Origin of the sequence: Halovibrio variabilis (assembly GCF_007991175.1) — a bacterium.
GTDB classification, from domain to species: domain Bacteria; phylum Pseudomonadota; class Gammaproteobacteria; order Pseudomonadales; family Halomonadaceae; genus Vreelandella; species Vreelandella variabilis.
Genome location: NZ_BJXV01000001.1, coordinates 48,925 through 75,437, shown reverse-complemented (window position 1 = coordinate 75,437; position 26,513 = coordinate 48,925). Strand labels below are relative to the sequence as shown.

At 57.6% G+C, this 26,513-nt stretch carries 26 protein-coding genes; 6 read left to right on the top strand and 20 right to left on the bottom strand.

The genetic code is table 11. From position 1 onward, the window contains the following. Positions 1–9: 9 nt before the first annotated feature. The 8 genes from ureG to HVA01_RS00310 all read right to left on the bottom strand — a co-directional run bounded on the left by ureG (position 10) and on the right by HVA01_RS00310 (position 6,971). Complete coding sequence (gene ureG / locus HVA01_RS00345) at positions 10–648, bottom strand: urease accessory protein UreG (protein WP_146872488.1); 639 nt, start codon at positions 646–648, stop codon at positions 10–12. 58 nt (positions 649–706) lie between these two features. Next, the gene (locus HVA01_RS00340; RefSeq protein WP_146872487.1) at positions 707–1,420 is read right to left on the bottom strand and encodes an urease accessory protein UreF; all 714 of its coding nucleotides are present in this window, start codon (positions 1,418–1,420) and stop codon (positions 707–709) included. Beyond that, a complete protein-coding gene (ureE, locus tag HVA01_RS00335; RefSeq protein ID WP_146872486.1) occupies positions 1,410–1,940 on the bottom strand; it encodes an urease accessory protein UreE in 531 nt (176 codons plus the stop codon). Before ureE ends, HVA01_RS00340 begins: the two co-directional genes overlap by 11 nt. 172 nt (positions 1,941–2,112) lie before the next feature. Further along, positions 2,113–3,828, bottom strand: a complete 1,716-nt coding sequence (gene ureC / locus HVA01_RS00330) for an urease subunit alpha (RefSeq protein ID WP_146872485.1) — start codon at positions 3,826–3,828, stop codon at positions 2,113–2,115. Then, on the bottom strand, positions 3,825–4,145 hold the full coding sequence (locus HVA01_RS00325) for an urease subunit beta (protein ID WP_146872484.1): 321 nt from the start codon (positions 4,143–4,145) through the stop codon (positions 3,825–3,827). Before HVA01_RS00325 ends, ureC begins: the two co-directional genes overlap by 4 nt. 27 nt (positions 4,146–4,172) lie before the next feature. Beyond that, positions 4,173–4,475 carry an urease subunit gamma gene (locus tag HVA01_RS00320; RefSeq protein ID WP_146872483.1) on the bottom strand — a complete coding sequence of 101 codons (303 nt, stop codon included), beginning with the start codon at positions 4,473–4,475 and terminating at the stop codon, positions 4,173–4,175. A 37-nt stretch (positions 4,476–4,512) separates the two neighbouring features. Beyond that, the gene (locus tag HVA01_RS00315) at positions 4,513–5,397 is read right to left on the bottom strand and encodes an urease accessory protein UreD (RefSeq protein ID WP_146872482.1); all 885 of its coding nucleotides are present in this window, start codon (positions 5,395–5,397) and stop codon (positions 4,513–4,515) included. Between the two features lie 209 nt (positions 5,398–5,606). Then, complete coding sequence (locus HVA01_RS00310; RefSeq protein ID WP_146872481.1) at positions 5,607–6,971, bottom strand: diguanylate cyclase; 1,365 nt, start codon at positions 6,969–6,971, stop codon at positions 5,607–5,609. A gap of 363 nt (positions 6,972–7,334) precedes the next feature. On the opposite strand from HVA01_RS00310, the gene HVA01_RS00305 reads away from it, so the two are divergent. The 4 genes from HVA01_RS00305 to HVA01_RS00290 are packed head-to-tail and all read left to right on the top strand — an operon-like array spanning position 7,335 to position 11,136. Next, the gene (locus HVA01_RS00305) at positions 7,335–8,303 is read left to right on the top strand and encodes a metal ABC transporter solute-binding protein, Zn/Mn family (protein WP_146872480.1); all 969 of its coding nucleotides are present in this window, start codon (positions 7,335–7,337) and stop codon (positions 8,301–8,303) included. A 23-nt stretch (positions 8,304–8,326) separates the two neighbouring features. Next, positions 8,327–9,109: a metal ABC transporter ATP-binding protein gene (locus HVA01_RS00300; protein ID WP_146872479.1), complete on the top strand. Its 783-nt coding sequence runs from the start codon at positions 8,327–8,329 to the stop codon at positions 9,107–9,109. A 3-nt stretch (positions 9,110–9,112) separates the two neighbouring features. After that, positions 9,113–10,219, top strand: coding sequence for a metal ABC transporter permease (locus HVA01_RS00295; RefSeq protein ID WP_146872478.1), 1,107 nt, complete (start codon positions 9,113–9,115; stop codon positions 10,217–10,219). Beyond that, on the top strand, positions 10,216–11,136 hold the full coding sequence (locus tag HVA01_RS00290; RefSeq protein ID WP_146872477.1) for a metal ABC transporter permease: 921 nt from the start codon (positions 10,216–10,218) through the stop codon (positions 11,134–11,136). The genes HVA01_RS00295 and HVA01_RS00290 overlap by 4 nt, the downstream gene beginning before the upstream one ends. 59 nt (positions 11,137–11,195) lie before the next feature. Here HVA01_RS00290 and urtE read toward each other — a convergent pair whose 3' ends face one another. From urtE to urtA, 5 genes are all read right to left on the bottom strand, one after another. After that, positions 11,196–11,906 carry an urea ABC transporter ATP-binding subunit UrtE gene (urtE, locus tag HVA01_RS00285; protein WP_146872476.1) on the bottom strand — a complete coding sequence of 237 codons (711 nt, stop codon included), beginning with the start codon at positions 11,904–11,906 and terminating at the stop codon, positions 11,196–11,198. Then, entirely contained in the window at positions 11,906–12,742 is an 837-nt protein-coding gene (gene urtD / locus HVA01_RS00280) for an urea ABC transporter ATP-binding protein UrtD (RefSeq protein ID WP_146872475.1), read from the bottom strand. The genes urtE and urtD overlap by 1 nt, the downstream gene beginning before the upstream one ends. Beyond that, complete coding sequence (gene urtC / locus HVA01_RS00275) at positions 12,739–13,905, bottom strand: urea ABC transporter permease subunit UrtC (RefSeq protein WP_146872474.1); 1,167 nt, start codon at positions 13,903–13,905, stop codon at positions 12,739–12,741. Before urtC ends, urtD begins: the two co-directional genes overlap by 4 nt. Positions 13,906–13,908: 3 nt before the next feature. Beyond that, positions 13,909–15,522, bottom strand: a complete 1,614-nt coding sequence (gene urtB, locus HVA01_RS00270; protein ID WP_146872473.1) for an urea ABC transporter permease subunit UrtB — start codon at positions 15,520–15,522, stop codon at positions 13,909–13,911. Positions 15,523–15,622: 100 nt separating this feature from the next. Then, entirely contained in the window at positions 15,623–16,900 is a 1,278-nt protein-coding gene (urtA, locus tag HVA01_RS00265) for an urea ABC transporter substrate-binding protein (protein ID WP_246129389.1), read from the bottom strand. Positions 16,901–17,464: 564 nt separating this feature from the next. On the opposite strand from urtA, the gene azu reads away from it, so the two are divergent. Beyond that, positions 17,465–17,920, top strand: coding sequence for an azurin (azu, locus tag HVA01_RS00260; RefSeq protein ID WP_146872472.1), 456 nt, complete (start codon positions 17,465–17,467; stop codon positions 17,918–17,920). Between the two features lie 132 nt (positions 17,921–18,052). On the opposite strand, the gene HVA01_RS00255 is transcribed toward azu, so the two are convergent. The 5 genes from HVA01_RS00255 to HVA01_RS00235 all read right to left on the bottom strand — a co-directional run bounded on the left by HVA01_RS00255 (position 18,053) and on the right by HVA01_RS00235 (position 23,874). Then, a complete protein-coding gene (locus HVA01_RS00255; protein ID WP_146872471.1) occupies positions 18,053–19,558 on the bottom strand; it encodes a tripartite tricarboxylate transporter permease in 1,506 nt (501 codons plus the stop codon). Positions 19,559–19,614: 56 nt separating this feature from the next. Further along, a complete protein-coding gene (locus HVA01_RS00250) occupies positions 19,615–20,097 on the bottom strand; it encodes a tripartite tricarboxylate transporter TctB family protein (protein ID WP_146872470.1) in 483 nt (160 codons plus the stop codon). Between the two features lie 111 nt (positions 20,098–20,208). Then, a complete protein-coding gene (locus HVA01_RS00245; RefSeq protein WP_146872469.1) occupies positions 20,209–21,207 on the bottom strand; it encodes a Bug family tripartite tricarboxylate transporter substrate binding protein in 999 nt (332 codons plus the stop codon). 172 nt (positions 21,208–21,379) lie between these two features. After that, positions 21,380–22,123 (bottom strand): response regulator, encoded by a 744-nt coding sequence (locus HVA01_RS00240; protein ID WP_146872468.1) that lies wholly within the window; start codon positions 22,121–22,123, stop codon positions 21,380–21,382. 62 nt (positions 22,124–22,185) lie between these two features. Further along, a complete protein-coding gene (locus HVA01_RS00235) occupies positions 22,186–23,874 on the bottom strand; it encodes an ATP-binding protein (RefSeq protein WP_146872467.1) in 1,689 nt (562 codons plus the stop codon). Positions 23,875–23,974: 100 nt separating this feature from the next. Here HVA01_RS00235 and HVA01_RS00230 point away from each other — a divergent pair, with 100 nt between their 5' ends. Next, entirely contained in the window at positions 23,975–24,757 is a 783-nt protein-coding gene (locus tag HVA01_RS00230) for a DUF481 domain-containing protein (protein WP_146872466.1), read from the top strand. Positions 24,758–24,759: 2 nt separating this feature from the next. Here HVA01_RS00230 and HVA01_RS00225 read toward each other — a convergent pair whose 3' ends face one another. Continuing rightward, the gene (locus HVA01_RS00225; RefSeq protein WP_146872465.1) at positions 24,760–25,530 is read right to left on the bottom strand and encodes an ABC transporter permease; all 771 of its coding nucleotides are present in this window, start codon (positions 25,528–25,530) and stop codon (positions 24,760–24,762) included. A 199-nt stretch (positions 25,531–25,729) separates the two neighbouring features. Next, entirely contained in the window at positions 25,730–26,512 is a 783-nt protein-coding gene (locus tag HVA01_RS00220) for an ABC transporter ATP-binding protein (RefSeq protein ID WP_146872464.1), read from the bottom strand. Position 26,513: the final 1 nt, after the last annotated feature.

Sequence of the window (26,513 nt, the reverse complement as noted above, 5' to 3'; positions counted from 1 at the left end):
TAAGTCGCCTCAGCCGGCTGCCTTTTCAACCTGCGGGCGCCTTTCGTCAAGCATCCCTTTATCGAGAATAAAGCGGATGATCTCTTCAAGCCCAACCCCATCGTAGAGATTGGTAAACACAAAGGGCCGCTCGCCGCGCATCTTCTTCGAATCACGCGCCATCACGTCTAACGATGCATGCACCTGTTCGGCGATATCCATCTTATTGATAATCAGCAGGTCTGATTTGGTGATGCCCGGACCGCCTTTGCGGGGAATTTTGTCGCCGGCGGAGACGTCGATCACATAGAGTGTCAGGTCGGAAAGCTCGGGGCTAAAGGTGGCCGAGAGGTTATCGCCGCCCGACTCTACCATCACCAGCTCAAGTTTCGGGTGCCGCGCCTGCAGCTCATCAATGGCGGCCAGGTTCATCGAAGCGTCTTCGCGGATCGCGGTGTGCGGGCAACCGCCGGTCTCTACGCCCAGAATACGATCAGCCGGTAGCGCGTCGTGCTTGAGCAAGAAATCGGCGTCTTCACGGGTATAGATATCGTTGGTGACTACGGCGATATCGTAGTAGTCGCGCAGTGCTGAACAGAGCTGCTTGAGCAGCGCGGTTTTACCGGACCCAACCGGGCCGCCCACCCCAATGCGTAAACAGTGTGTCATGTCTCTCTCCTGGTTAACTTCTAAGCTATTAACTTTTAAACTATTAAGTTCTAAGCTTTTAACTTCTGAACAAGCGTGAATACTGGGTTTCATGCAGCGCGCTGGCCATTGCCAACCCCGGCAGAATGGGGCCTAGCTCAGTGTCATCCAGCGTTAGCGCCTGATCAATGGCCGCGACCAGCTCGGCGCGCAGTTGTTCAATCACGCGCTGAGCAGCGGTGTGACCAAGGGGTAGCGCTTTACAGGCGACGGCCAGCTGGTTTTCCAGCCACGACCAGGCAAAGCCCAGCAGCGTTTGGCGAACGGGTACGCCTCGGGTATGCGCGGCATAAGCAAATAGCGTTACATAGCCTGCGTGGGTCGGTAGCAAGGGCGGCAGTAAGTCCTCACTGGGCATCAAGTCGAGGCTGTTTAACAAGCGCTTAAGCGAGGCGCCCAGGCGGCTGTCTTCAGCGGCCAGCTCGGCAGTTTCACGGGTGGCGGCTAGCCACTCGTCCCACTGGGCAATCGTATCGCTGTCGCCTTGGCCAATGGCTTGATGTAGCCGCGCCAGCACTGGCAGCTCGCAGCGGGTTAAGCCATCTTCCAATACGCCGCTCAGCCACTCGGTGAGGCTGGCTTCATCGCGCACCCAGTCAAGCTCAAAGGCGCTTTCCAAGCCCTGGGAGAAGGCAAAGGCGCCGATGGGCAACGCGGGGCTGACCAGTTGCATCAGCCCTAGCAGCGCTAGATCGTCGCGCTGGCTGTCTAACGCGGCGCGTTCAGTGGGCATGGTGGTGCTCATGTTCGTGTGAATGGTCATGAGAATGGTCGTGGTTGTGAGAATGACCATGTGAGTGACCACCGCCGCCTATCTGGTTATAGGCGCCCGGTTCCGGATCGAAGGTATCCTCATGGTGTTCCAGTTCAGCGCCCAATAGCACGGCGAGCTCTTCCAGCACGTGATCCGGCGGAAAGCGTACCCAGCCGCCTTTGTCATCTTCACCTAGCGCCAGCTGAACGTGGCGATTGCCTAAGTGGTAGGCCAGCCGCGCCAGCGGTAAGCCAGCGCTCACTCGCGCGGTCACTACCGGCTCAACCGCCGCACACACTCGCACCACTTCGCCGCTTTCAGCTTTCAGGCCTTCGCCGCTGCGCAGTACCGGGCCACGATCCAGAAACAGCCCCAGCTCGCGGCCGCTGTCGCTTTGCGTTTTTAAGCGCCCGCGGATGCGTAGCTCAAAGGGCAGTGTGAGTGTGTCGCTGGCGGCGCTCGCCTCCACTGGCCCTAAACGTTCTATCAGTTTCAGCATTAATATCTTCCCGTTGAAAGGAGTTGTCAGGCTGGAAGCCTCAATCGTCGCGAGCTAAAGCTACCTCCCACAGATGTCACCATCAGGCTGGCAGACATAATTCCACACTGAGTGACGACAAAGTTTTATAAGCCCCCGGCTACCCTGACAGTGGAAGTTGTAGCCCACTTGCTCAGAACAAATGGTAAAGCTGGGCCAGCGGTAGTTCGGTGGCGGGCTCGCAGGTTAAAATTTCACCATCGCAGCGCACTTCGTAGGTTTGCGGGTCGACGGTGAGCTCCGGGCAGCCATCGTTGAGCTTCATATCCTGCTTGCGCACCTGGCGCACGTTTTTACACGCCGCTAGCTCGCTATTCAGCCCCAGGGACTGTTTGATGCCTGCGTCTAACGCCGCCTGGCTGACAAAGCTGAGCCGGGTTTGGCTGGCCGCACGCCCAAGAGCACCAAACATATAGCGGTAGTGCACCGGCTGCGGGGTGGGAATCGAGGCGTTGGGGTCGCCCATGGGTGCGGCCGCAATCATACCGCCCTTGATAATCATCGCTGGTTTGGTGCCGAAAAAAGCCGGTTTCCACAGCACCAGATCCGCCAGCTTGCCCACTTCGATAGAGCCGACTTCGTGGGCAATCCCGTGGGTAATCGCCGGGTTGATGGTGTATTTGGCGATATAGCGCTTGGCGCGCAGGTTATCGGCGCCCAAAGCTTCGTCTTCCGGCAGCAGGCCGCGCTGCACTTTCATTTTATGCGCCGTTTGCCAGGTGCGGCAGACCACCTCGCCCACCCGTCCCATGGCTTGGGAGTCCGAAGCAATCATCGAGATCACGCCCAGGTCGTGCAGAATATCCTCGGCGGCGATGGTTTCGCGGCGAATGCGCGAGTCGGCGAAGGCCACGTCTTCGGGGATATTGGGATCCAGGTGGTGGCAAACCATCAGCATATCCAGGTGTTCGTCGATGGTGTTGACCGTGTAGGGCCGCGTTGGGTTGGTGGATGACGGCAGCACGTAGGCTTTCGAGCAGGCGGTGAGAATATCCGGGGCGTGGCCACCGCCGGCGCCTTCGGTGTGGTAGGTGTGAATGCAGCGCTCTTTAAACGCGGCCAGGGTATCTTCCACAAAGCCCGATTCGTTGAGCGTGTCGGTGTGAATCGCCACCTGCACGTCGTAGGCATCCGCCACATTCAGGCAGTTATTGATCGATGCGGGCGTGGTGCCCCAGTCTTCGTGCAGCTTTAAGCCCATGGCACCCGCCTGGAGCTGTAGCTCCAGAGCTTCCGGCAGGCTGGCGTTACCTTTGCCCAGAAAGCCGATGTTCATGGGCATATCGTCCACTGCTTGCAGCATTTTGCCGATATGCCAGGGGCCAGGGGTACAGGTAGTCGCGTTGGTGCCAGTGGCCGGGCCGGTGCCGCCGCCAAGCATGGTGGTAATACCGCTCATCAGCGCTTCTTCGACCAGCTGCGGGCAGACAAAATGAATATGGGCATCCAGTGCGCCGGCGGTCAGAATTTTGCCTTCACCGGCGATGATTTCGGTGCCGGGACCAATCACGATCTCGACATCCGGCTGTACATCCGGGTTACCGGCTTTGCCAATCGCCGCAATGCGGCCGTTTTGAATGCCTACGTCGGCTTTGACGATGCCCCACCAGTCGAGAATCAGAGCATTAGTAATCACGGTATCCATCACTGTCTCGTCGGCACGCTGGCTTTGACCCATGCCGTCGCGGATCACCTTGCCGCCGCCGAATTTTACTTCATCACCGTAGTGGGTGGCGTCTTGTTCGACTTCAATCCACAGCTCGGTATCGCCCAGACGCACGCGGTCGCCGGTCGTGGGGCCGTACATATCGGCGTAGGCTTGGCGGCTGATCTTGTTGGTCGGCTTCATTGTGTGTCTCCCTCCAGCGCGCCCATCACATCGCCCCGAAAGCCATAAATGTGTCGCTTGCCGACATAGGGAATCAGCGTAACGTCGCGGGTTTGACCAGGCTCAAAGCGAATCGCGGAGCCCGCTGCCACGTCTAAGCGGTAGCCGCGCGTTTTGTCACGATCAAACCTCAGCGCGGGATTCGCTTCGGCGAAATGGTAGTGGGAGCCGATCTGAATGGGCCGGTCGCCGGTATTGGCCACCTCGACGCTAATCCGCTCACGCCCTGCGCACAGCTCGATATCGCCGTCTTTTAACTGATACTCACCGGGAATCATTTGGTTACTCCTTTATTCAATCGCCCCTCACACAATAGGTGTATGCACGGTGACCAGCTTTGTGCCGTCGGGAAAGGTGGCTTCTACCTGCACGTCGTCGATCATCTCCGCGACGCCTTCCATCACGTCGTCACGGCTGAGTATCTCGCGGCCAAAGCTCATTAAATCCGCCACGCTGCGGCCATCCCGGGCGCCTTCCATAATCTCAAAGCTGATCAGCGCCACCGCTTCGGGGTAGTTGAGCTTCAAGCCACGCGCCTTGCGGCGCTCCGCCAGCTGGGCGGCGGAAAACAGCAGCAGCTTGTCTTTGTCTCTCGGGGTTAATTCCATGGGGCGTTTCTCCAGCAGTGCATCACAGTGATGCCTATTAAGTTAGCCAAATTCGCGGCGTATGGGCATCGCGTTCTATCCACCGGGGGCGTAGCAGCTGCCAAGCCTGTTCGCATAGCGCCCAGGCTTCATTGCGCGAGTTGCCCAAATAACGCAGCAGCAGTACGCCGTGGCGCAAGGTAACCGCCCAGCGGGGGTTATCCGGCAGCGTTTCACGCAGGGCCTCAATGGCCGCGGGCGCATCGGCAATTCCCACCGCCCAGAGCGTCGCTTGCACCGTGGCGCCGCCCTGACCCCAGCGCCCGGCAAAGCGCGGGTGCAAAGGGTCAAGCGATTGGCGCTCCAGCCACAGCGGCTTGCCATCCCGCGTTAAGCGGAAGTGCTGCTCAATACGCCCGGAAACATAGGGTAAATCGCTGGCCGGGCGGCCCAGTGCCAGGACTTCCCACCCTAAGCAGCGGGCGCTGCCGTGAAGGTCAATCTGGGTGCGCTGCTGGCCTTTGGAGCCATCAAAGGCGATGGTCTCCTGGGGCAGCCACTCAAGGGTGCCGCCATCGTCAACGCTAAGCTGGGCGTGCTGCGTCCAGGCAACGCCTTGGCTGTCGGCTTTGTAGAGCTTATTGGCGGCAGGCGTGGTGAGTAGCGCATGGGCGCCACGCTCGACATGGGCGCTAATGGTGAGCGCATCACCGCTAACGAGCCCGCCAGGCGGGTGCAGCATATACACATGGCACGCTTCGCGTTTGCCCTCTGGGTAGAAAGGCCGTTGCACCCTAAGTGGGCCGTGGTGGCGCGCCTTTACCATGCGGGTAGCACCGTCGCGCTGGGCAAACGCCAGGTCCAACGAGGCCGCCCAGTGGCGTTCTGCATCGAAGCGGTGGCCGGAGGCAACTTGCGGTTTTGCGAATTCGCACAGGATCATGGGTAGCCGATGCTTCCTTTTCAGTAAGCGTTTAGCCAAGCAGTGCAATTAATGCGCCAAAATGGTGAAAAACGCTATTTGGCGGCCGCTGGCAGAATAATAAGCGCAGCAGGCTGCCGCGCCAGCCTTTTTGGCGCACTGCAAAAGGTCGCAAATAACATTGAGCGCACAAAAACAGTGCATAACCGTCGCGCTTCACGACCGTTACACTATTGCTTCACCACCACTCGATCACGCCCACTGCGTTTGGCCTGATAAAGCGCTTGGTCGGCCCGCTGCATGGAGCGTTGGTAATCAGGATGACCATCGTACAGCGTTAAGCCAATGCTGACGGTGACGTTAAGCAAGGTATCAGCCGCGGCGAGCATTGGCTCTTTGGCCACCGCTTGGCGTAAACGCTCAGCAAATAACCGACTGCCTTCCGCGTCAGTATCTACCAGCACGATCAAAAACTCTTCACCGCCCATACGGAACACGTAATCACCACCCCGGGTGGAGCGGTCAAGAATACTGGCCATTTGCTGTAGCACGCTGTCACCCGCGTCGTGCCCATGGGTGTCGTTGATCGACTTGAAGTGGTCGATATCCACCATTAGCAGCGCAAAGCAGTTCTCCGAGTGGCGAGCCATCTCAATCTCGCGGCTAAGCACCACCGACAAAAACTTGCGGTTAAGCAACCGGGTTAAGCTGTCGCGTCCGGCATCTAGACCAGAGGCGCGCTCCAATACATCGTCGAGCAGCATCAGCACCGTGCGGGCGGCATCACGAATGTCACTCAGCGCCTGAAGCCGCTGGCGCGAATCCTCGTGCAGCAGGACTTCCAGCCATTCACGGTCCACTTGCTGAATATGGCGTGTGATCGTGGCAATCTCCGGCGCGCCCTGAAACGCATGGCACGCCTTATGGAAGTACCACAGGCCAAACTCGGAGTTGGATAAGCGCGGCAGTGTGGCGATATTCTGCTGGGTGGCGATCGCAAACATCAGCGCGTTTTCCCAGTTCAGCAACGCCGAGCGCTGGCGCTCACGTTCGTCACCGATGCTTTGGGTAAGGGAGAAGAGTTTATAAGCCTCTTCGGTGCGCGCATTGCGGTCACTGGCCACCGAGTAGGCGTGGCTCATGATTTCCATGGCCATATCGATATGCTCGGAGACATACACCGAGGCGTCCCCCGGCGACAGCGGGCTTTTGAAGGTGGCGTTAATCTGCTGATACAACGCCTGCTTCAGCTGCCGTGCGCCGTTGAGCACCAGGTTGACCGGAATATCGATGCGAGCATGCACCTGCCCGACTTTTTCCTGTTGCTCGACCAGGGCGTTAAAATCGGCGTGTTCGACGGCAAACATGGCCTGCAGCCAGCGCCGCATTGAAGGGTTTAAACGCTGCTCCACTTGATCGTTGGAGAGAAACAGCGCGGCATGGGGGTCGTCCAGCATCACTGTGTAAAAGTGATCGGCAAAGAAGCCACAGCGACTCTCCACCAGGGTTTCGACCGCTTGCCGCAAAGGCTTGGACGTTCGCTCTAAAAGCGTTTGCCACTCGGCTGCGAGCTGATATTTATCTTTATAGCGCATACCTCACCCGGTTCTTATTAATGAATCTCTTATTTTAATGGCAAAACACGTCAATTAACCGAACACAGAACAGGATTTTAGCGAATAAATCCACAACCGACTCGCATTAAGAGGGAAGGGATAACTTAAACGGTTGATGCCTTACCTGGCGTAGAGGCATGTTAATAGCGCGCCTTGCGCTTAGTCCCGCCACCGTTCAGGCGCCCATTTCAGCTCACTTCAGCGCCTTTTATCCGCTTGACATTCGACTAATCGCGCCACAAACTTAGCAAAGGCTATACTTCTTTCTTTAAGACAAACAGTTTACACAAAGCAACTATGATTCACCTATCATCTACCCCATGTCGAGTCTGGAGCTTAATAATGGCCACAAAACATGCCGTGATTCTATTGGGAATGCTCCCTTTAAGCACATTGGCAGCTGCTGATGAAACGCCCTTAAACGTGGTGGCAACGATTGGGATGATTGCCGATGTGGCGCAAGAAGTAGGCGGCGAATGCGTTAATGTGGAAGCCATGATGGGCCCAGGCGTAGACCCCCACCTGTATCAGGCAAGCGCTAGTGATGTGACCATGCTGCGTGGCGCCGAGCAAATTATCTATTCGGGCTACTCACTGGAGGGACAGCTCGGGAGCGTACTGGAGAATTTCTCTGCCCGAACACCAACGCTTGCCGTGGCTCCCGCCGCCATTGATCCCGCATCGTTGATCACCGCTCAGGATGTCTACGGGGTAGACCCTCACCTGTGGATGGATGTCTCTTTATGGGCACAAACGCTACCCGCCTTGCGCGACACCTTCAGCAAAGCGCGCCCTGAATGCGCAAAGACGATTGAAGCTAATACCGAGCGCTACCAGGCTCAGCTGCAAGCCCTGCATGAATGGGTCAAAGAGAGTATCGCCAGCATCCCCGAAGAGCAGCGTATTTTAGTCACCGCCCACGACGCGTTTAACTATTTTGGTCGTGCCTACGACATCGACGTTGAAGGTATCCAGGGGATCAGCACCGAAACCGAAACCGGGATCGCTGATATTCGCAGCATGGCGGATAGCGTGGTTACGCGTAACGTGCCCGCGGTATTTGTCGAGAGCACGATCAATCCACGCACCATTCAAGCAGTGATTGATGCCGCCAAACAGCGCGGCCATGATGTTGCGATCGGTGGCGAGCTCTACTCTGACGCCATGGGCGATGAAGGTACGGTCGATGGCACCTACATGGGGATGATTTACCGTAACACTGAGCACATTGTCGAGGCGCTGGGCGGTTCGCTGGCGCCGCTGCCAAGCACACTCAACGACTGGGCCAGCGAGTGGCAGCTCGCTCACTAAGCATTCGATAAGGCAGCGTATCCATGGCGACATCTGACTATACCGACACCGCTCTGAGCATTAAAAACCTGACGGTGAGCTACCATAACCAGCCCGTGCTTTGGGATATCGACCTGGATATTCCTGCCGGTGTCATGGCGGGTATTGTCGGCCCTAACGGCGCGGGTAAGAGCACGCTGATCAAAAGTCTGCTGGGGCTGGTACCGTCGCTGTCGGGCGAGGTGATGGTGCATGGGCGCCCCTACGCCACACAGCGCAAGCGGGTGGGTTACGTGCCCCAACGCTCAAGCGTTGATTGGGATTTTCCGACTACCGCGCTGGACGTGGTCACCATGGGGCTTTACGGCCGCTTGGGCTGGTTCAAACGACCGGGTCGAAAAGAGCGTAACGAAGCGCTGGAAGCACTTGAGATGGTCGGTATGAGCACCCTCGCTGAGCGCCAGATCAGCCAGCTCTCCGGCGGCCAGCAGCAGCGGGTATTTCTGGCCCGTGCGCTGGTTCAGCAGGCCGATATCTATTTTCTCGATGAACCCATGGCAGGGGTTGATGCCACCACCGAGCGGGCCATTATCGACATCCTGCGCCGCCTACGCGACGCGGGCAAAACGCTGATTGTGGTGCATCACGACCTGCAAACGGTTCGCACCTACTTTGACTGGCTACTGTTGTTAAACGTGCGGGTCATCGCCAGCGGCAAGGCCGAAGAGGTCTTTAAGATCGACTACCTGCGCCAGGCTTACGGCGGCCAGATCGCGCTACTTAACGATAATGAATCGTTAATGTTTGCCGCTTCAAAGGTGAAGTAACCCATGGCGTGGCTTGAACTCTTATCTGACTACACCTTTCAGAATGTGGTGATTGGCGCCTCGCTGCTGGGGCTGATTAGCGGCCCCCTGGGCTGTTTTGCGGTGCTGCGTCGCCAAAGCCTGCTGGGAGATGCTATTTCCCACGCCGCCCTTCCCGGCATCTGTTTAAGCTTTATCATTACCGGCAGCCGTGATATTGGCGGGATTATGATTGGCTCGCTGATCACGGGTTCAGCTGCCGCGCTGATTATGCTAATGTTGACGCGCTTAAGTCGCCTTAAAACCGATGCGGCCTTGGGTGCCTGCCTGAGTATCTTTTTTGCCGTGGGCATTGTCCTGCTCACCTATATCCAGGGCACCAATAACGCCTCCCAGGGCGGCCTGGAGGCGTTTCTGTTCGGTCAGGCCGCCGCGACGCTGCGCTCCGACTTATGGGTGATGGGCAGCATTACGCTGGTCACGCTGCTGGTGCTCGCGGCTTTCTGGAAGCAGGCCAAACTGGTCACCTTTGATGCGCAGTATGCCCGCACGCTCGGCATGCCCACTACTGCCATTGAGGCATCGCTCACCGCCATGGTCGCGCTGGCAGTCGTGGTCGGCCTGCAAATGGTCGGCGTGATCTTGATGGCAGCCATGATCGTGGCACCCGCGGCCGCCGCCCGACAGTGGAGCCGCCACCTGGGCGGCATGCTCGCCATCGCCGCAGGCGTCGGCATTGTCAGCGGCGTTTCAGGGGCGACCATCAGCACCTTATCGCGCGGCCTGGCAACCGGCCCGCTGATTGTCCTTACCGCGACCGCCATCGTGCTTATATCGTTGGCGTTGGCGCCCGGCCGTGGACTGCTGTGGGGCGTGATAAAGCACTATCGCCAAAAGGCAGAGCTGCAAAAACAGCAGCTGCTCTATGCGCTTTATAAACACGCGACCGTCCCCAAACGCACCCCCTCAACTCTCGGCTCACGCAGGATGCTCAACAAGCTTAAGCAGCAAGGTTATATAACCCGCACCCAAAGCAGCGCTCACGCAGGAACTGACTGCTGGGGGCTAACGGCACAGGGCCAGGAGGAAGCTAGAAAAGTTGTCGCGGCTTTTGAGGTGCTCGCATCATGATCGCAGAGCTACTGACCATGACCGCCCTGCCGATTATTCTGGTCGGCGCCATGGTGGGCATTGCCTCCTCGGCGGTGGGCACCTTTTTAGTGCTGCGCGGCAACAGCATGTTATCCGACGCTATCAGCCACTCGATTGTGTTTGGCATCGTCATCGTCTGGCTACTGACCAAGCAGCAGAGCGGGCCGGTGCAACTGATTGGGGCAGCACTCACGGGGCTATTAACCGTGCTGCTCACCGAAGCCTTAGCAAGCACCAAGCGGGTCAAGCAGGACACTGCTATCGGCCTGGTCTTCCCGGCGCTGTTCTCGATCGGGGTGCTGCTGTTAAATATTTATGCCCACGATGTGCATATCGATACGCACACCGTGCTGCTCGGTGAAATCGGTTTTGTATGGCTGGATACGATCGACCTGTTTGGCCTGCCCATCCCCCAGGCGCTGGTTTCAATGAGCGTGATGACACTGCTCAACTACGCCTTTATCGGCCTGTTCTACAAAGAGCTCAAGCTGGCGACCTTCGACCCCGCACTGGCCAAAACCTTCGGTTTTATGCCCTCGTTTCTTTTCTATGCGCTGTTAATGCTAACAAGCTCCACCGCCGTAGCGGCCTTTGATGCGGTAGGCGCGGTGCTGTTTATCGCCTTTGCCATTGTTCCCGCCTCCGCCGCCTATTTGCTCACCGACCGGCTGTGGATGATGTTTATCATCGGCGCGCTGATCTCAATCGCCTCGAGTATTTCCGGCTACTACCTTGCCGTGCTTCTGAACGTCTCCATTGGCGGCATGATGGCCGTCATGACCGGCGTTTTCCTGACCGTCGCCTTTCTGGCCGGGCCGCGCTATGGCGTGATTACCCAACTGGTCAAACGCCGCCGGGCGCGCCGGGCGCCAGTTGAGCCGCCGTCCAGCATTTGAAGCCCAGCCCTGGGAAACGCGTCTCGTCATGCGCAAAAAAGCGACCGGGTGTGGATAACTTAAACCGTCAAATGCTGTTTGATCAGCTCATTGGAGAGTTCGCTGATCTCGCCTTTAGCCACCGGGCGGCCGCGATCCATGATCACAAAGCGGTCGGCGTATTTGCGGGCGAAAGGTAGCTTTTGCTCCACCAATAAGACAGTTAGGCCATCCTCCTTGATCAACTGGCGAATTACCTGGCCAATTTGCGCCACGATATTGGGCTGGATGCCCTCCCCCGGCTCATCGAGAATCAGCAGCTTGGGCTCGATGACCAGCGCGCGGCCAATCGCCAGCTGCTGCTGTTGGCCGCCGGAGAGATCGCCGCCCCGGCGGTGCTTCATCTCTTTGAGCACCGGAAACAGCTCATAGACCCGCTCGGGGATTTTTTTCAGCCCGTCGCCCCTAGCGGCAAGGCCAGTGCGCAGGTTGTCTTCCACCGTTAGCAGCGGAAATATCTGCCGCCCTTGGGGCACGTAGCCAATCCCCAGCCGTGAGCGTTCTTCAACGGCTTTGTGGGTCAGTTCGACCTCGCCGGCGTCGGGACTTGTGTAGCGCAGGGAACCGCTCCTCACGGCTACTTCGCCCATAACGGCCTTTAACAGCGTGGTTTTGCCCACGCCATTGCGGCCCATTACGCAGGTACACTGCCCGGCGGGCACCTCAAGGTCCAGGTCCCACAGCGTATGGCTTTCGCCGTAAAACTGGTTGAGCTTTTCAATCGCCAGCATCAGGCGGCCTCCTCGTCATCGGCACCCAAATACACCTCGACCACTTTCGGATCCATGGACACCTGATTCATAGTGCCTTCCGCCAATACGCTGCCCTGGTGCAGCACCGTTACCTGGCGGGCAATCGAACGCACAAAGCCCATATCGTGCTCCACCACGACCACAGACTGCTTGCCAGCGAGGCCGGTGAGCAGTTCGGCGGTGCGCTCCATCTCCTGTTCGGTCATCCCCGCCACTGGCTCATCGACCAACAGTAGCCGCGGGCGCTGCATCAGCAGCATGCCAATCTCCAGCCACTGTTTCTGGCCGTGGGAAAGAATGCCCGCGGGCTGATGGCGCAGCGCCGCTAGGCCGATGGTTTCCAGCACTTCGTCGATGCGGTCTTTGATCTCGCCGGTCATTCGAGCAGTCAGCGTGGGGAGAATCCGCTTGTCCGCCGCCATGGCCAGCTCCAGGTTTTCAAACACCGAGAGCGCTTCGAACACCGTGGGCTTTTGAAACTTGCGGCCAATGCCCAGGCTAGCGATATCCGGCTCATTCATGTGCAGCAAATTGTGGCGGCTGCCAAACCAGACGCTGCCTTCGTTGGGCCGCGTTTTACCGGTGATGATATCCATCAGGGTGGTTTTCCCTGCCCCGTTAGGGCCGATAATGCAGCGCAGCTCGCCGTCGTCGATGGTCAGGTTGAGATTGTTGATGGCTTTAAAGCCATCAAAGCTGACGGTGACATCTTCCATGTACAGAATCGGCCCGTGGCGCACGTCAACCTTTTTGGCCTGGGGCGTCATAAAGTCAAACACCCGGTCGCGTTCGGTGAGCGATTGCAGAAAACTCATACAGAGGCCTCTTGAATCTTATCGGTGGGTGTTGAGTCGTCATCGCCGCGTTTTTTGCGCTTAAGGTGCAGCAGTAGCCCAGCGACCCCCTTGGGCAAGAACACCGTCACGAAAACGAACAGTCCCCCCAGCGCAAACAGCCAGGCATCGGGCATTATGCCGGTAAAGAGGGTTTTGGCGTAATTGACCAAAATAGCGCCAATCACGGCCCCGTACAGCGTGGCGCGACCGCCCAGGGCCACCCACAGCACAATCTCGATAGAGAAAATCGGCGAGAACTCGCTGGGGTTGATAATGCCTACCTGGGGCACGTAGAGCGCCCCCGCGAGGCCCGCCAGCATGGCTGAAACCACAAACACAAACAGCTGGAAGCGCTCGACCCGGTAGCCCAGAAAGCGCGTGCGCGCTTCGGCGTCGCGGGTGGCCACACTGACCCGGCCCAGCTTGCTGGTGACAATCGCCCGGCAGAGAATGAACCCTAGCGCCAGCGCGACACCGGTGGCCAGGAAAAGCCCCAAGCGGGTGGCATCGGTGCGTAGATCAAAGCCCAGAATCTCGCGAAAGTCGGTGAGGCCGTTATTGCCGCCAAAGCCCATCTCATTGCGAAAGAAGGCCAGCATCAAGGCAAACGTCAGCGCCTGGGTGATGATCGACAGATACACCCCGGTGACCCGGGAGCGGAACGCCAAAAAGCCAAACACCAGTGCCAGCAGCCCCGGCGCCAGCAGCACCATGGCAAACGCAAACCAGGCCATATCGAAGCCGTGCCAGAACCACGGCAGGCTGTCCCAGTTGAGGAACACCATAAAGTCCGGCAACACCGGGTCGCCATAGGTGCCACGGTCGCCAATTTGGCGCATCAGGTACATGCCCATGGCATAGCCGCCGATGGCGAAAAACGCCCCGTGGCCCAAGCTTAAAATACCCAAATACCCCCACACCAAATCCACCGCCACCGCCAGCAGTGCGTAGCTTAGGTACTTGCCGAACAGGTTGACCGTATACGCCCCGATATGCAGCGGATTACCCGCTGGCACCGCCACGTGCAGAATCGTTACCAGGGCCAACGCGGCCACCAGCACGCCGAGAAATATCTGCGTTGAGCGTTCGCTGAACGGGCGAGTTAGCCAAAAATTTGTCGATGATTCCGTCGTTAATGACATCGTTTAGCCCTCCGCAGCCCGGCCCTTCTGCGGGAAGAGTCCACGCGGGCGTTTTTGAATGAATAGAATGATAAAGACTAGAACGATAATTTTGGCCAGCACCGCGCCCACCCAAGGCTCTAACACCTGATTAATCACGCCCAGCGACAGCCCGGCGACCAGCGTGCCCCACAGGTTGCCCACGCCGCCAAACACCACCACCATAAAGGAGTCGATGATGTAGTTCTGGCCCAGGTTGGGGCCAACGTTGGTCAGCTGGGAAAGCGCCACCCCGGCAAGACCCGCCACGCCGGAGCCCAGTGCAAAGGTCATGATATCAACACGCGTCGCGCGAATGCCCATAGAGCGGGCCATGGCGCGATTTTGAGTCACCGCACGTACCTCCAGCCCCAGCCGGGTGCGACGCATAATCAGCATCAGCCCGGCAAACACCACCAAGGCAAAACCGAGCACAACCATGCGGTTGAGTGTCAGCGAGAGCGCATCATTGACCACTAACGAGCCGCTCATCCACTCCGGGGTGATGACGGTTCGATTAAGCGGCGAAATCACCGTGCGCACCAGTTGCTGCAGAATCAGGCTGATACCAAACGTCGCCAGCAGGGTTTCCAGCGGGCGGCCTTTGAGGAATTGAATCACCCCGCGCTCAATGGCAACCCCTGCCAGGGCGGCAACCATAAAGCCCGCGGGAATCGACACAATCAGTGCCAGCCCCGGCTGGCCGGGCAACAGCTGCTGCATCCCCCAGGTGGTGTAAGCCCCCAGCATCATCAGCTCGCCGTGGGCCATATTGATCACGCCCATGACGCCAAAGGTGATCGCCAGGCCAATCGCGGCAAGCACCAGTACCGAGCCGAGGCTTAAACCGAAGTACAGTGTTTCCAGGCCGCGATTGATTTTGAGCTGCTGCTCAATGCCCGTTAGGGCGGCGGTCGCGGCATTGGCGACCACCGGGTCGTCGCTGTTGGCCGCACGGCTTAATGCTACACGCGAACGCGGGTGCAGGCTGCCATCCAGCGCTTCAACGCCGGCCATTTCGCCCTCTTCAGCACGATAAATCGCTACCGCCTGGGTCAGGCGATAGCGCACCTGATCGTCTTCTTCCTGCTCAATCAAGTCGTTAAGGATGGGGACTAACTCAGCGTCGACTTCACCTAACAGACGCTCGGCCGACGTGCGGCGGCGCTCAACGCTAGGCGAGTAGAGGTCAACCACCGCGATGGCGCTGCGCAGCTGATTGCGCAGATTGTTATTAATCCCGATCCGTTCCAGGTCGCGGCGCGACATTTCACCAAGCTCTTCGCCGGTTAGCACATCGGCCACCGGCCAGTCGCGGCCGCGGTTATCAAGCACCCGTACAAAGCGGCCATCGTCGGTACGCTGTAGGCGACCATCCAGCAGCGCCTGCAGCCAATCCCGGGCACGCTCATCGTCGCTTTGCAAAATAGCGGTGATCGCCTCGCCTTTGGCGGCGTAAGAATCGACGTCCAGCGCTTCTAGCAGTTCAAGCGCGGCGGCATCGTCAGGATTGTTCGTCTCGGCGTCTTGTGCCTGCGCGTTGAGCGTCATACCCAGTAGCAGTAAGCACAATAGCCCTAAGGAAAGGAAACGCCTCATGGGGGTTCTTCCTTTGGTTATTGAGAAATAGTGATCAAAAAGGGGGAGAGAGCGTGCTCCTTGCTGCGCCGTGATAAACGGCGCAGCAAGGCTATGGTTGTTACTCTGCCAGTGCCGCTTCGGCTTCTTCTGCGGCGGTGCTGCCACCGCACGAGCCGTTAACAACATTAAAGTTGCCGCATTCCATCGGCTTACGCCAATCGGCAATCAGGTCACGTGAACCGGGCAGGTAGTCAGACCAGGCATCGCCCGCCACGGTAGAAGGCGTCTGCCAGACGATATCGAACTGGCCGTTGTCCTGGATCTCACCGATCAGCACCGGCTTGGTGATGTGGTGGTTGGGCATCATCGCCGCATAGCCGCCGGAAAGATTAGGCACGGTCACGCCGATAATGGCGTCTTTCACCGTGTCGACGTCCGTGGTACCCGCTTTGCGTACCGCTTCGGCCCACATATTGAAGCCAATGTAGTGCGCTTCCATGGGGTCATTGGTGACCGCCATATCGTCGCCGGTGTACTCAATCCAGGCGTCGATGAAGTCGTAGTTTTCATCGGTGTCGACGCTCATAAAGTAGTTCCAGGCGGCCAGGTGACCCACCAGCGGGCCGGTATCAATACCGGTCAGCTCCTGCTCGCCCACGGAGAAGGCGATCACCGGGATATCCGCAGCGTCGATACCTTGGTTCGAAAGCTCGGTATAAAACGGTACGTTAGCATCGCCATTCACCGTAGAGACAACGGCGGTTGGTTTACCCTCTTCACCAAAACGACGAATTTCCGCCACGATGTTCTGCCAATCCGAATGGCCGAACGGCGTGTAGTTGACCATGATGTCCTCGTCGGCGATGCCGTGCTCATCTTTAAGGAAGGCTTCGAGGATACGGTTGGTGGTGCGCGGGTAGACGTAGTCGGTACCCACCAGCGCAAAGCGCTCGATACCCACTTCATTGATCAAATATTCAACCGCCGGAATGGCCTGCTGGTTCGGCGCGGCGCCGGTATAGAAGACGTTCTCGGAGGACTCTTCGCCTTCATACTGCACTGGGTAGAAGAGCAGTCCGTTGAGCTCTTCCACGACCGGCAGCACGGATTTACGCGACACCGAGGTCCAGTTGCCGAAAATCACGTCGACTTCTTCCTGGTCCAGCAGCTCACGGGCGCGCTCGGCAAACAGCGGCCAGTCAGACGCGGGATCAACCACCACGGCTTCCAGCTGACGGCCCAGCAAGCCACCGGCTTCGTTCTGCTGCTCGATAAGCATCTCGACGGTGTCTTTGAGCACGGTCTCACTGATCGCCATGGTGCCGGAAAGGGAGTGCAGGATACCGACTTTGATCGGGTCATCGTCTTGGGCGATGGCCTGGGCACTGGCGCCCATGACAGCTGCTGCCAACAGGGCGCTGGCAAAACGCCTATTGAGGCGCTTGGAGGTTGAAACGGTTGAGAACCGTTTTGATAGGCTTGGATATGCAGAGAATAATGCGGTCATTGTTGACTCCTTGCACCCTGTGGGCAGGGGCTCTGTAAGCTTCGTAGGCCAAGTGAGTGTTCACAGGGCTACGTCCACTAGCCAACAGCTTTGTGCAAGGTATGCGCCATTTTGGGACAAAAACTAAATAACCAATAATAATCATCAAGTTACAAAAAGCATAAAATTACATTTATTAACAATCTGCACCACAAGCAGGCACCGATGCCTTCAAGACAGCGAGCATGATGCACGCAGGCTTAAAATTGCACCAAAATAAGGCGATCGCCACGCTACGCCACAATAAGTCTCGTCACGCCGTCATTTTGGTCTGTGCCAGCGTTGTGGACAAATTGTTTTACTTACACAATATTTTTGTTTAAAAAGCCTGTCCACAACACAAGTAATCGCATGTTTGGCAAAAGCATGCTATGAATGAATCTCATTTATAACAGAGCGCGAGAGGTAATACTGATGCCGTTCAAATTAGCCGCCACCGCTGTCCTGCTGTCGCTAGCAAGCCTGCCAGCCTTTGCCGCAGAAGATTGCCAAGTCAACGTCGCCGCTACCGATCAGATGACATTTGAGACCGATGCCATCGAAATCAGCCAAAGCTGCGATACCTTCACTGTCAATTTGGAACACACCGGGAGCCTGCCTGTTGAAAGCATGGGTCACAACTGGGTACTGGCGAAAGAAAGCGATGTGCAGGGTATCGCTAACGACGGCATAGCCGCAGGCCTAGACAACGGCTACCTGCCCGCTGACGACGATCGCATTATTGCTCACACCGACTTGATTGGCGGTGGCGAAAGCAGCTCGACCACGTTTGATGTGGCCGAGCTTGAAGAGGGCGAGGACTACACCTTTTTCTGCAGCTTCCCAGGTCACGTCGCGATGATGCGCGGCAGCGTTACCCTGGTAGATTGAGCCAGCCGGTTATTTAATAACCCTGCAACGCCTTAACCATAGAGGAGGCGGTGTTTAAACGCCTCCTCTATCTATTCAGCACCTAACTATCCAGCACTATCTATCTACTATCCACGCTTCCCTGCCTGAGCGTTAATTGGCTACATCGGGGGCCACTTTCTTCTTCAGGCGTTTTTTAAACAGCGGCAGCGTCAGAGAGAGTAGCGCGATCACCAGCAGGCCAAGCGAGATGGGCTTATCGATAAAGGTCATCCAGTCGCCACCGGAGATCTGCAGTGCGCGGCGCAACGACTCTTCCATAATATTGCCCAGGATCAGCGCCAGTATCAGCGGAGCTGCCGGGAAGCCAAACAGGCGCATTCCCAGCCCCACCAGGCCAAAGCCTAATAACAGCAGCAGGTCAAAAATGCTGAAGCTCATGCCGTAAACACCAATCATGCAGAAGATTAAAATCAGCGACAGCAGCAGCGGCCGTGGCAGATCAAGAATCTTAGCGATTAGCGGAATCAGCGGCAGGTTAAGCACCAACAGGAAGATATTGCCGATATACATACTGGCGACCACGCCCCAGAACACGTCCGGGCGCTGCTCAAGCATCATTGGGCCAGGGTTAACGCCCATGACCAGCAGCGCGCCCAGCAGCACCGCGGTGGTACCCGAACCCGGTACACCCAGGGTCAATAGCGGTACAAAGGAGCCGGTACAGGCAGCATTGTTGGCCGCTTCCGGTGCCGCCACACCTTTGATATTGCCCTGCCCAAAGGTGTCGCCATCTTTGGCAATGCGCTTCTCCATGCTGTAACCCAGAAACGAGCCGATGGTCGCGCCCGCGCCCGGCAGTACGCCGGTGAAGAAACCCAGCACCGAGCTGCGTCCGACCGGACCGGCAATTTCTTTGACTTCGCTACGGGTCAATTTCAGCGAGCCAATCGCATTGCGGGGCGCCTCTTTGCCGCCACCACCGCGCAGCAGCATGTAGAACACTTCCGCTAAGGCGAAAATACCCAGGGCCACCACCAGAAAGTCGATGCCATCGAGTAGCTGTACCGAGTCGAAGGTGAAACGCTCGGTGCCGGTCTGCATATCAATCCCCACAATCGAGATAATCACCCCGACCACGGCGGCAATCAGCCCTTTCACCAGCGATTTATCCGAGAGCGACACGACGGCGGTTAGCCCCAGCACCATCAAGGCAAAGTATTCGGATGGGCCAAAGCTCACGGCGACCTTCGAGAGCAGCGGCGCAATCAGCATCAGAAAAATAACCGATACCGTGCCGCCTACAAATGACGAGTAGGCAGCAATCGCCAGCGCTTTACCCGCCAGGCCTTTCTTGGCCATCGGGTAGCCGTCAAACGAGGTCGCCACGGTCCCTGCTACGCCGGGGGCATTCAGCAGAATCGACGACGTAGAGCCACCGAAAATAGCCCCGTAATAAACTCCGGCCATCAGGATCAAACCCGAAGACGGCTCCATGGCAAAGGTAATTGGAATCATCAGGGCAAGCGCACTGATGGGCCCCAGGCCCGGCAGCATGCCGATAATGGTACCGGCAAACACGCCGCCAAAAACGTAGGCGATATTGATCGGCTCAAGCGCGATGCCAAAGCCGTACATCAGATTATTGAAGGCATCCATAGCGAAATTACTCTCTTAATATCGGCTGGCTTAAAGGCCTGCTAACACGGCTTTGTTTAGAAAGGCAGCACGCCAGTGGGTAGGTAGACATCCATCACCCGCGTCATGACCAGGTAGAGCGCAAGCACGACCCCCAGCGAGGTGGCGAGGTTAACCCCATGGCGGCGATAACCGTAGTAGGCCGTCAAGCCAACGCAGAGCAGCGTAGAGGCAAGCACAAAGCCCAGCGGCACCAGTAAAAACGCATAGGCAGCAATCGCCAGCGAGGTGACGATAACCCGCGCCCAGGGCGTTAATAGCAGCGGCCCATTTTGCGCCTCTTCATCGATTTCATCGGCACCGGCAATCGGCGTGGGTTTCTCAAAAAACAGAAACACCGACAGAATCAGTAGCGAAAAGCCTAATACTTTAGGAAAGAGGTCAGAGTCGACCGGTCTTGGCAAAGGAAAGGTGGGGATTTGCCATGCCATCCCAAGATAAGCGACAGCCAGTAGCGCCAATACCAGCGCTAACCACTGATTGGTATTTAAACGAGTCATACAAGTCTCTCCGAAGGAGCTAGCGCGCCTCCAGCGTTTACCAACAGGAGGCCACCGGCTGCGTTAAAGCAGCCGGTGTAGACAAGGCGAAGGGATAAAACCGCGTTGAGGTTACTGGCGCAGTAGACCAAGCTCATTGAGTACATCGCTGAACTGATCCTGCTGCTGATCCAGGAAAGCGCCAAATTCTTCGCTATTTTGGTAGGCGTCGATCCAGCCCAACTGGTCACTCGCTTCACGCCAGGCATCGGTTTCAAGCATTTCGGCGAACAGGTCTTCGTAGTAGGCCACCGCTTCTTCAGGCATGTTGGGAGCGCCCATCACGCCGCGCCAGATGTCGAAGGTGTAATCGAAACCCTGCTCTTGATAAGTAGGTACTTCGCTCAAACCGCCGCCCAAACGCTCTTCAGAAGAGACGCCCAGCGCGCGCAGCTGGCTGCCTTCGCCCAGTTGGCCAACCGCTTCACCAGCACCACCGACAACGGCTTCAATGTGGCCGCCCATCAGGTTGGTCATGGCGTCACCGCCGCCCGAGAACGGAATGTAATTAACCGCCGAGGCTTCAATACCAGCCGCCGAGGCGAGGCCCGCAATGGCGATGTGATCCATGGAACCGGGCGCACTGCCGCCGCCTACGCTCAAGCTAGGGTCTTCTTTTAGCGCAGTGAGCAGATCATCAAGGTCTTGGTAGTCAGAGTCCGCCGCGACCAGAATGATCGAGTAGTCGGTGTTAATCCGCGCGACCGGGGTAAAGTCAGTATGGTCATAGCGCGAGGCACCGGCTAGGGGCACCAAAATCATCGGCGGGCTGGTGGCAAACAGTTTGTGCGGGTTGCCCTCATCGCGCGCGACTTGCGCCCAGGCAACCGCCCCGCCGCCGCCGGGGACGTTAATCGCAGCAAAGCTTTCGTCGGCCAGCCCTTCCTGCTGGATAACGCGCGACATGGTGCGCACAAGGGTGTCCCAACCGCCGCCGGGGTTAGCCGGGGCGACAAATTCGATGGAGCTACTCGGCGTCCACTCTTGTGCCTGTGCGGCGGAGTTCAGTCCGGCAACAGCAGCCAGGGGCAGGGCAAATAGCGATAAGCGCTTGAGGGTAAGCGACGTCATGATGGCGTTCTCCACGTATCAGTGTTGTTATGTGAGGCTGTCTTATTATGAGACTGCACGCCGCGAACGTTAGAAGACCATGCCCTTAACCGACAAGCTTGTGCGCATAAAAGGCAAAAAGTTCTTTATGGGCATTTTGTTCATTTTGCTCATCGCCGGAGGCATTAGCCGCTTATAAAGCGTCGAGCCACTCGTGCGCTGTTTCTAACAGCCGGTAGCGCCGTTCAGGCCGTCCTACATCACCATAGCCTAGCTCAGCACTCACCGCCTTCTCGGCGACTAAAAACTCCAAATAGCGACGTGCGGTTGAGCGGCTGGCGCCCATGGTTCGGGCCATCTGCATCGCGGTCAGTGAGTCCGGGGCCGCCGCCAAGCCATCGATAACCCGGCGCAACGTCAACCGATCAATGCCCTTGGGTAGGGCTTGAGACCGGGCTTGAGATTTTGCCCGCGACGGCTCGCCAGGCTGTAAGCGCGCCAGGACGTGATCCAGCTCGTCCTGGCTCATTTCCCCCTGGCATGCTAGCGCTTCACGCTCGCGACGAAAACGCGTCAGCATTTGGGTCATCCGCGCGGCCTCAATCGGTTTGATAAGGTAATCAAACACACCGCCGCGCAGCGCTTCGCTAATGGTTTCCACTTCCCGCGCGGCGGTGACCATCACGATATCCACATGCACATAGTCACGGCGAATCGCCCACAACAGCTCCAAGCCTTCAACATCGGGCAGGTAGGCATCGAGCAAAATCAGCTGAATACTGGCGGCGTGTTCTGCCATTATCGCCTTCGCTTCGCTGGCATTGCGCGCCATGCCCACCACATAAAAACCGTCGCTCTGCTCGATAAAGGCCCTGTGGATATCAGCGATGCGAAAATCGTCTTCCACGACCAAAATGCCGTATTGCACCGCAGACATTGCGCTCCCCCTAGCCGTTGTGTTGACTGTTTTGAATGTGCTTGTTTTAAATGTGCAGTGCTTTAAGCGTGTTGTAAGTGTTGTTGGCACAGCGAGCGGTCGAGTGCGGCGATAAAGCACGCGCCGCCCAGTTCGCTTTCTTCCAGCGTCACGGCACCGCCATGCTGGCGGCACAGCCTGGCAACCAGCGCCAGGCCAATGCCCTGATGTTTACCCGCTTTGGTTGAAAAGCCTTCCTGGAAAATCGACTCGGCATGCTCGGCCAGCACGCCCGGTCCATTGTCTTCGACTTCAATCAGCAGTTGCTCGCCTAAGTCAGTAAAAAACAAACGTACTTTAGGTTCCGTACGAGGCCCATTCAACGCCGCATGGCAGGCATTATCGAGCAAGTTACCGATCACGCTCATCATCACCTCTTGGCCAGTAGGCGTGAGCGGATAGGCGAGCGAGCTTTGCGGGTCAATGTCCAATGCCACGCCCAGCTCCCGGGCACGGGTTAGTTTACCCAGTAGCGTGCCGCTAAGCACGGCATCCGCCACGTTGCGCATTAGAAAACTCATCTGTGCCTGAGCGAGCTCGGTTTCCTGATGGATCAGCGCCAAAGCTTCATCGATGCGTTTTAACTGCAGCAACCCGGAGATGGTATATAACTTATTGGAAAACTCGTGGGCCTGGGCACGCAGCATATCCACATCGCGGCTGGCCTGGGTAAGCGCCTGGGAGAGATCGACAACTTCACGGCGGCTGCGGAAGGTGGCCACCGCGCCCTCAATCTCGCCTTCATGCAGAATGGGCACGCGATTGACGACCACTGGGTGATCACCCAGCCACATTTCCTGGTCGAACTCCTGCTCGCCGCGCCTGAGCACCTCCAATAGTCGCGAGTTGGGCACGACCTCACGAATGGGTTGGCCGAGCAGCACATGTTCATCGGCTAAATTGAGAAAACGTCGCGCCTGCTGATTGACCAAGGTGATATGACCCTCGCGGTTAACCGCCAGAATGCCCTCGTGGATGGACTGCAAAATGGCCTCTTTTTCCATGGCCAAGCGGGCAATTTCGTAGGGTTCCAGGCCTAAAATGACTCTTTTGAGGTGCTGCGACAGCCAGTACGCCCCGGCAAAGCCCAGGCAGATCATCAGCGCCACCAGCACCCAACCGAAGCTGGTGTGGCGCGCCACGTCCATCGCCACGCGATCCATCATAAAGCCGACGGACACAATGCCGATGATATTGCCCTCTTCATCCCATATCGGCGCTTTGCCGCGCATCGCGGTGCCCAATGTGCCTGTCGCTTCGGACACGTAAAATTGGCCATGAATCAGCGCTTGATCGTTATCGCCTCCCACCATCCGCTGCCCTATGCGCTCCGGCACGGGGTGCGAGTAGCGGATACTTTGGGCATTGCCCACGACTACGTAGCGAGCCCCGGTTTCATGGCGGATTCGCTCTGCCAGCGGTTGAATAATCGCGGAAGGATCATCCATCCCAAAGGCATTGATCACTTGCGGCATCAATGCCACCGTTTTGGCCACCGCCAGCGCTCGCTCGCCCATCTGATGGCTAATAATTTCCGCCTTGCGATGATTGAGATAGGTGCCCTGGGCCAGTAGCATGCCCGCCAGCAGCAGCCCAACTAACAGCATCACCTGAAGGCGAAAACTGCGTTTATACCAACTGCGCCTTGCCCGGTTGCGGCGCTTACGCTGCAGGTCAGCCAAGGTTAACGTTCGGGGGCGGGAAACGGTCATAAGTACACTCGAAATACGTAACAGCCGCATTATGACACGCGCCAGCAAACCCCGTTAATCGTTGTCACTTGGTGTCAACGTTCGCTGATATAATGACCGAATGCCTTACTCAAGGAGGGATGTTGTGGCAATCATTGTAGCCATCGTTCGGTGGACGCTCGTGCTAGCCTGCGGGCCGCTATGGATAGCGGCCGCTTATGCCAACCCATTTTATGGCCCGCCCCCACCGCCTGATGATGCGCCCGTGTTCAGTGGCAATGCCGAGCTCGGCTTTACCCATTTAACCGGCAACACCGATAGCCAAACGCTGATTGGTAAAACGCGACTGACATGGTTGACCGGCAAATTCACCTATTCGCTGCGCGGTGAAGTACGCAACGTCAGCAAAAACGGCGAAACCAGCGCCGAGCAATACTTACTTTCCGGGCGCGAGCGCTATGAGCTAGATGGTCCGCACTATCTGTTTGGGTTTGCCCGCTGGGAGAAAGACCGCTTTGCCGGCTACGATCAGCAGCTTTCAGCGATTGGCGGCTACGGGCGGCAGATTTTAGACGGTGATATTCATACGTTGTCGCTAGAAGCAGGCCCCGGCTACCGTGACGACCGACTGCGCGATCACGATGATTACCGCCTGGCGGTGGCCTATACGGCGCTGGATTACCATTGGGTTTTTTCTGACTACGCCGATATTCAGCAGGAGATGTCGGTGGAGTATACCGATCAGAACACCACCTCGCGCGCGCTAACGGCGCTCACCGCCCAGCTTAACTCGAAGCTGTCGTTGCGCTTATCCCACGAGATCAAACACAACTCCCAACCGCCCGACGACACCCGCGAGCGTACCGACACCACCACCAGCGCGTCCTTGCTTTATCGTTGGTAAACCTAGCGATTCTGACCGCGGTGCGCCCAGCCGGTCATGCGCTTTTCTAATACCGCAAACAGCTCGTACATCACCATCGCCATCGCGCTGATCACCAGCAGCCCGGCAAATACCAGCCCCATGCGCATTTGCGAACCGGCGCTCATCATCAGGTAGCCAATGCCCTGATTAGACGCCACGGTTTCTGACACCACCGTGCCCACAAAGGCCAGCGTAATGGCGACTTTCAGCGAGGCAAAAAAGTACGGCAGCGAGCGCGGCAGGCCCACTTTCAGCAACACATCCATACGCCGCGCGCCCAATACGCGCAGCACGTCTTCCATCTCGGGTTCCAGGGTGGCTAAACCGGTCGCCACGTTGACCACTATGGGGAAAAAGCAGATCAAGAACGCAGTGAGAATGGCCGGCACCGAGCCAATGCCAAACCAGACCACTAAGATCGGCACAAACGCCACTTTAGGAATCGCATTAAAGCCCACTAACAGCGGGTAGCAGGCGTTATACAGAAAGCGCGACGAGCCAATGATAAAGCCCAACACCAGCCCCACAGCAACGCCCATGCCAAAGCCAATCAGCGTGGTCCAGAAGGTTTGCCAGGAGTGCATAGCGATAGGCCCGGAATACGTCACCAGCGCCTGGGCCGTCTCCAGGGCACTAGGGAAGATAAAGCTGGGCACATCAAACAAACGCACCGTGACTTCCCAAATGACAACCAGTACAACCACAGCGATCCAGGGCGCCAGTCGTTCAATTAACGGGGTATTCTGTGCCATAAATGTGCCTTTTATTTTGTACTGATATTAAGTAGGTTTCTTGTTACTAAGAGTGGAATTGGCTCTGCCAGCCTGATAACAGCTCCGGTGGGAGGTAGCTTTAGCTCGCGACCATTTAGGCTGCCAGCTTTATAGTCGGCATAATAGCTACATGATAGTAAACCCACATAGGCTGATGAATAACCATGAAGTGCGGGTATCAAGTGCTACGTACGTCACCAATCTGAGCGCGCAGTTCCTGCACCAGATCAATAAAGGGTTTTTGGTAGGTGGTTTCCAGCGCCCGTGGGCGCGGCAGCTCGATTTGGCGTCGTTCAATCACCCGGCCAGGGCGGCGGCTCATGATGTAGACGGTATCCGCCAAAAACGCCGCCTCGCGCAGGTCGTGGGTGACTAACACCACCGTAAAACGCTGCGCTTCCCACAAATCGCGCAGCACGCACCACAGCTCTTCGCGGGTAAACGCATCCAGCGCGCCAAAGGGTTCATCGAGCATCAGCAGGCGCGGCTGATGAATAAGCGCCCGGCAGATCGAGGCGCGCTGCTGCATACCGCCGGAAAGCTGCCAAGGATATTGGTCTTCGTAGCCCTCAAGCCCCACGGTCTTGAGCAATTTGCGCGCCCAGCCGACAAACTCGTCGCGCCGCTTACGAAACTGATGGCGGTAGGGTTTGACGATCTCCAACGGCAGTAAGACATTATCCAGGGTGGTGCGCCAGGGCAGCAGGTTGGCGTTTTGAAATGCCATGCCCGATATCTTTAGCGGCCCGGCAACCGGCTCGCCATCCACCTGAATCGACCCGGTGGTGGGCGCATGCAGCCCAGTGCAGAGCTTCATAAAGGTCGACTTGCCGCAGCCGGAAGGGCCCACGAAGGCGACGAACTCACCCTCGTGGATGCTCAAGTTAATATCTTCAATGGCATTGCCCGATTGGTCATAGGCAAGGCTGACGTCATCAAAGGTAACGAACGCTGCCGACATA

Excerpts from the sequence above, each read along its gene's own strand:
- ureG (WP_146872488.1), bottom strand. The coding sequence starts at position 648 with ATGACACACTGTTTACGCATTGGGGTGGGCGGCCCGGTTGGGTCCGGT.
- HVA01_RS00340 (WP_146872487.1), bottom strand. The coding sequence starts at position 1,420 with ATGCCCACTGAACGCGCCGCGTTAGACAGCCAGCGCGACGATCTAGCG.
- ureE (WP_146872486.1), bottom strand. The coding sequence starts at position 1,940 with ATGCTGAAACTGATAGAACGTTTAGGGCCAGTGGAGGCGAGCGCCGCC.
- ureC (WP_146872485.1), bottom strand. The coding sequence starts at position 3,828 with ATGAAGCCGACCAACAAGATCAGCCGCCAAGCCTACGCCGATATGTAC.
- HVA01_RS00325 (WP_146872484.1), bottom strand. The coding sequence starts at position 4,145 with ATGATTCCCGGTGAGTATCAGTTAAAAGACGGCGATATCGAGCTGTGC.
- HVA01_RS00320 (WP_146872483.1), bottom strand. The coding sequence starts at position 4,475 with ATGGAATTAACCCCGAGAGACAAAGACAAGCTGCTGCTGTTTTCCGCC.
- HVA01_RS00315 (WP_146872482.1), bottom strand. The coding sequence starts at position 5,397 with ATGATCCTGTGCGAATTCGCAAAACCGCAAGTTGCCTCCGGCCACCGC.
- HVA01_RS00310 (WP_146872481.1), bottom strand. The coding sequence starts at position 6,971 with ATGCGCTATAAAGATAAATATCAGCTCGCAGCCGAGTGGCAAACGCTT.
- HVA01_RS00305 (WP_146872480.1), top strand. The coding sequence starts at position 7,335 with ATGGCCACAAAACATGCCGTGATTCTATTGGGAATGCTCCCTTTAAGC.
- HVA01_RS00300 (WP_146872479.1), top strand. The coding sequence starts at position 8,327 with ATGGCGACATCTGACTATACCGACACCGCTCTGAGCATTAAAAACCTG.
- HVA01_RS00295 (WP_146872478.1), top strand. The coding sequence starts at position 9,113 with ATGGCGTGGCTTGAACTCTTATCTGACTACACCTTTCAGAATGTGGTG.
- HVA01_RS00290 (WP_146872477.1), top strand. The coding sequence starts at position 10,216 with ATGATCGCAGAGCTACTGACCATGACCGCCCTGCCGATTATTCTGGTC.
- urtE (WP_146872476.1), bottom strand. The coding sequence starts at position 11,906 with ATGCTGGCGATTGAAAAGCTCAACCAGTTTTACGGCGAAAGCCATACG.
- urtD (WP_146872475.1), bottom strand. The coding sequence starts at position 12,742 with ATGAGTTTTCTGCAATCGCTCACCGAACGCGACCGGGTGTTTGACTTT.
- urtC (WP_146872474.1), bottom strand. The coding sequence starts at position 13,905 with ATGTCATTAACGACGGAATCATCGACAAATTTTTGGCTAACTCGCCCG.
- urtB (WP_146872473.1), bottom strand. The coding sequence starts at position 15,522 with ATGAGGCGTTTCCTTTCCTTAGGGCTATTGTGCTTACTGCTACTGGGT.
- urtA (WP_246129389.1), bottom strand. The coding sequence starts at position 16,900 with ATGGGCGCCAGTGCCCAGGCCATCGCCCAAGACGATGACCCGATCAAA.
- azu (WP_146872472.1), top strand. The coding sequence starts at position 17,465 with ATGCCGTTCAAATTAGCCGCCACCGCTGTCCTGCTGTCGCTAGCAAGC.
- HVA01_RS00255 (WP_146872471.1), bottom strand. The coding sequence starts at position 19,558 with ATGGATGCCTTCAATAATCTGATGTACGGCTTTGGCATCGCGCTTGAG.
- HVA01_RS00250 (WP_146872470.1), bottom strand. The coding sequence starts at position 20,097 with ATGACTCGTTTAAATACCAATCAGTGGTTAGCGCTGGTATTGGCGCTA.
- HVA01_RS00245 (WP_146872469.1), bottom strand. The coding sequence starts at position 21,207 with ATGACGTCGCTTACCCTCAAGCGCTTATCGCTATTTGCCCTGCCCCTG.
- HVA01_RS00240 (WP_146872468.1), bottom strand. The coding sequence starts at position 22,123 with ATGTCTGCGGTGCAATACGGCATTTTGGTCGTGGAAGACGATTTTCGC.
- HVA01_RS00235 (WP_146872467.1), bottom strand. The coding sequence starts at position 23,874 with ATGACCGTTTCCCGCCCCCGAACGTTAACCTTGGCTGACCTGCAGCGT.
- HVA01_RS00230 (WP_146872466.1), top strand. The coding sequence starts at position 23,975 with ATGCCTTACTCAAGGAGGGATGTTGTGGCAATCATTGTAGCCATCGTT.
- HVA01_RS00225 (WP_146872465.1), bottom strand. The coding sequence starts at position 25,530 with ATGGCACAGAATACCCCGTTAATTGAACGACTGGCGCCCTGGATCGCT.
- HVA01_RS00220 (WP_146872464.1), bottom strand. The coding sequence starts at position 26,512 with ATGTCGGCAGCGTTCGTTACCTTTGATGACGTCAGCCTTGCCTATGAC.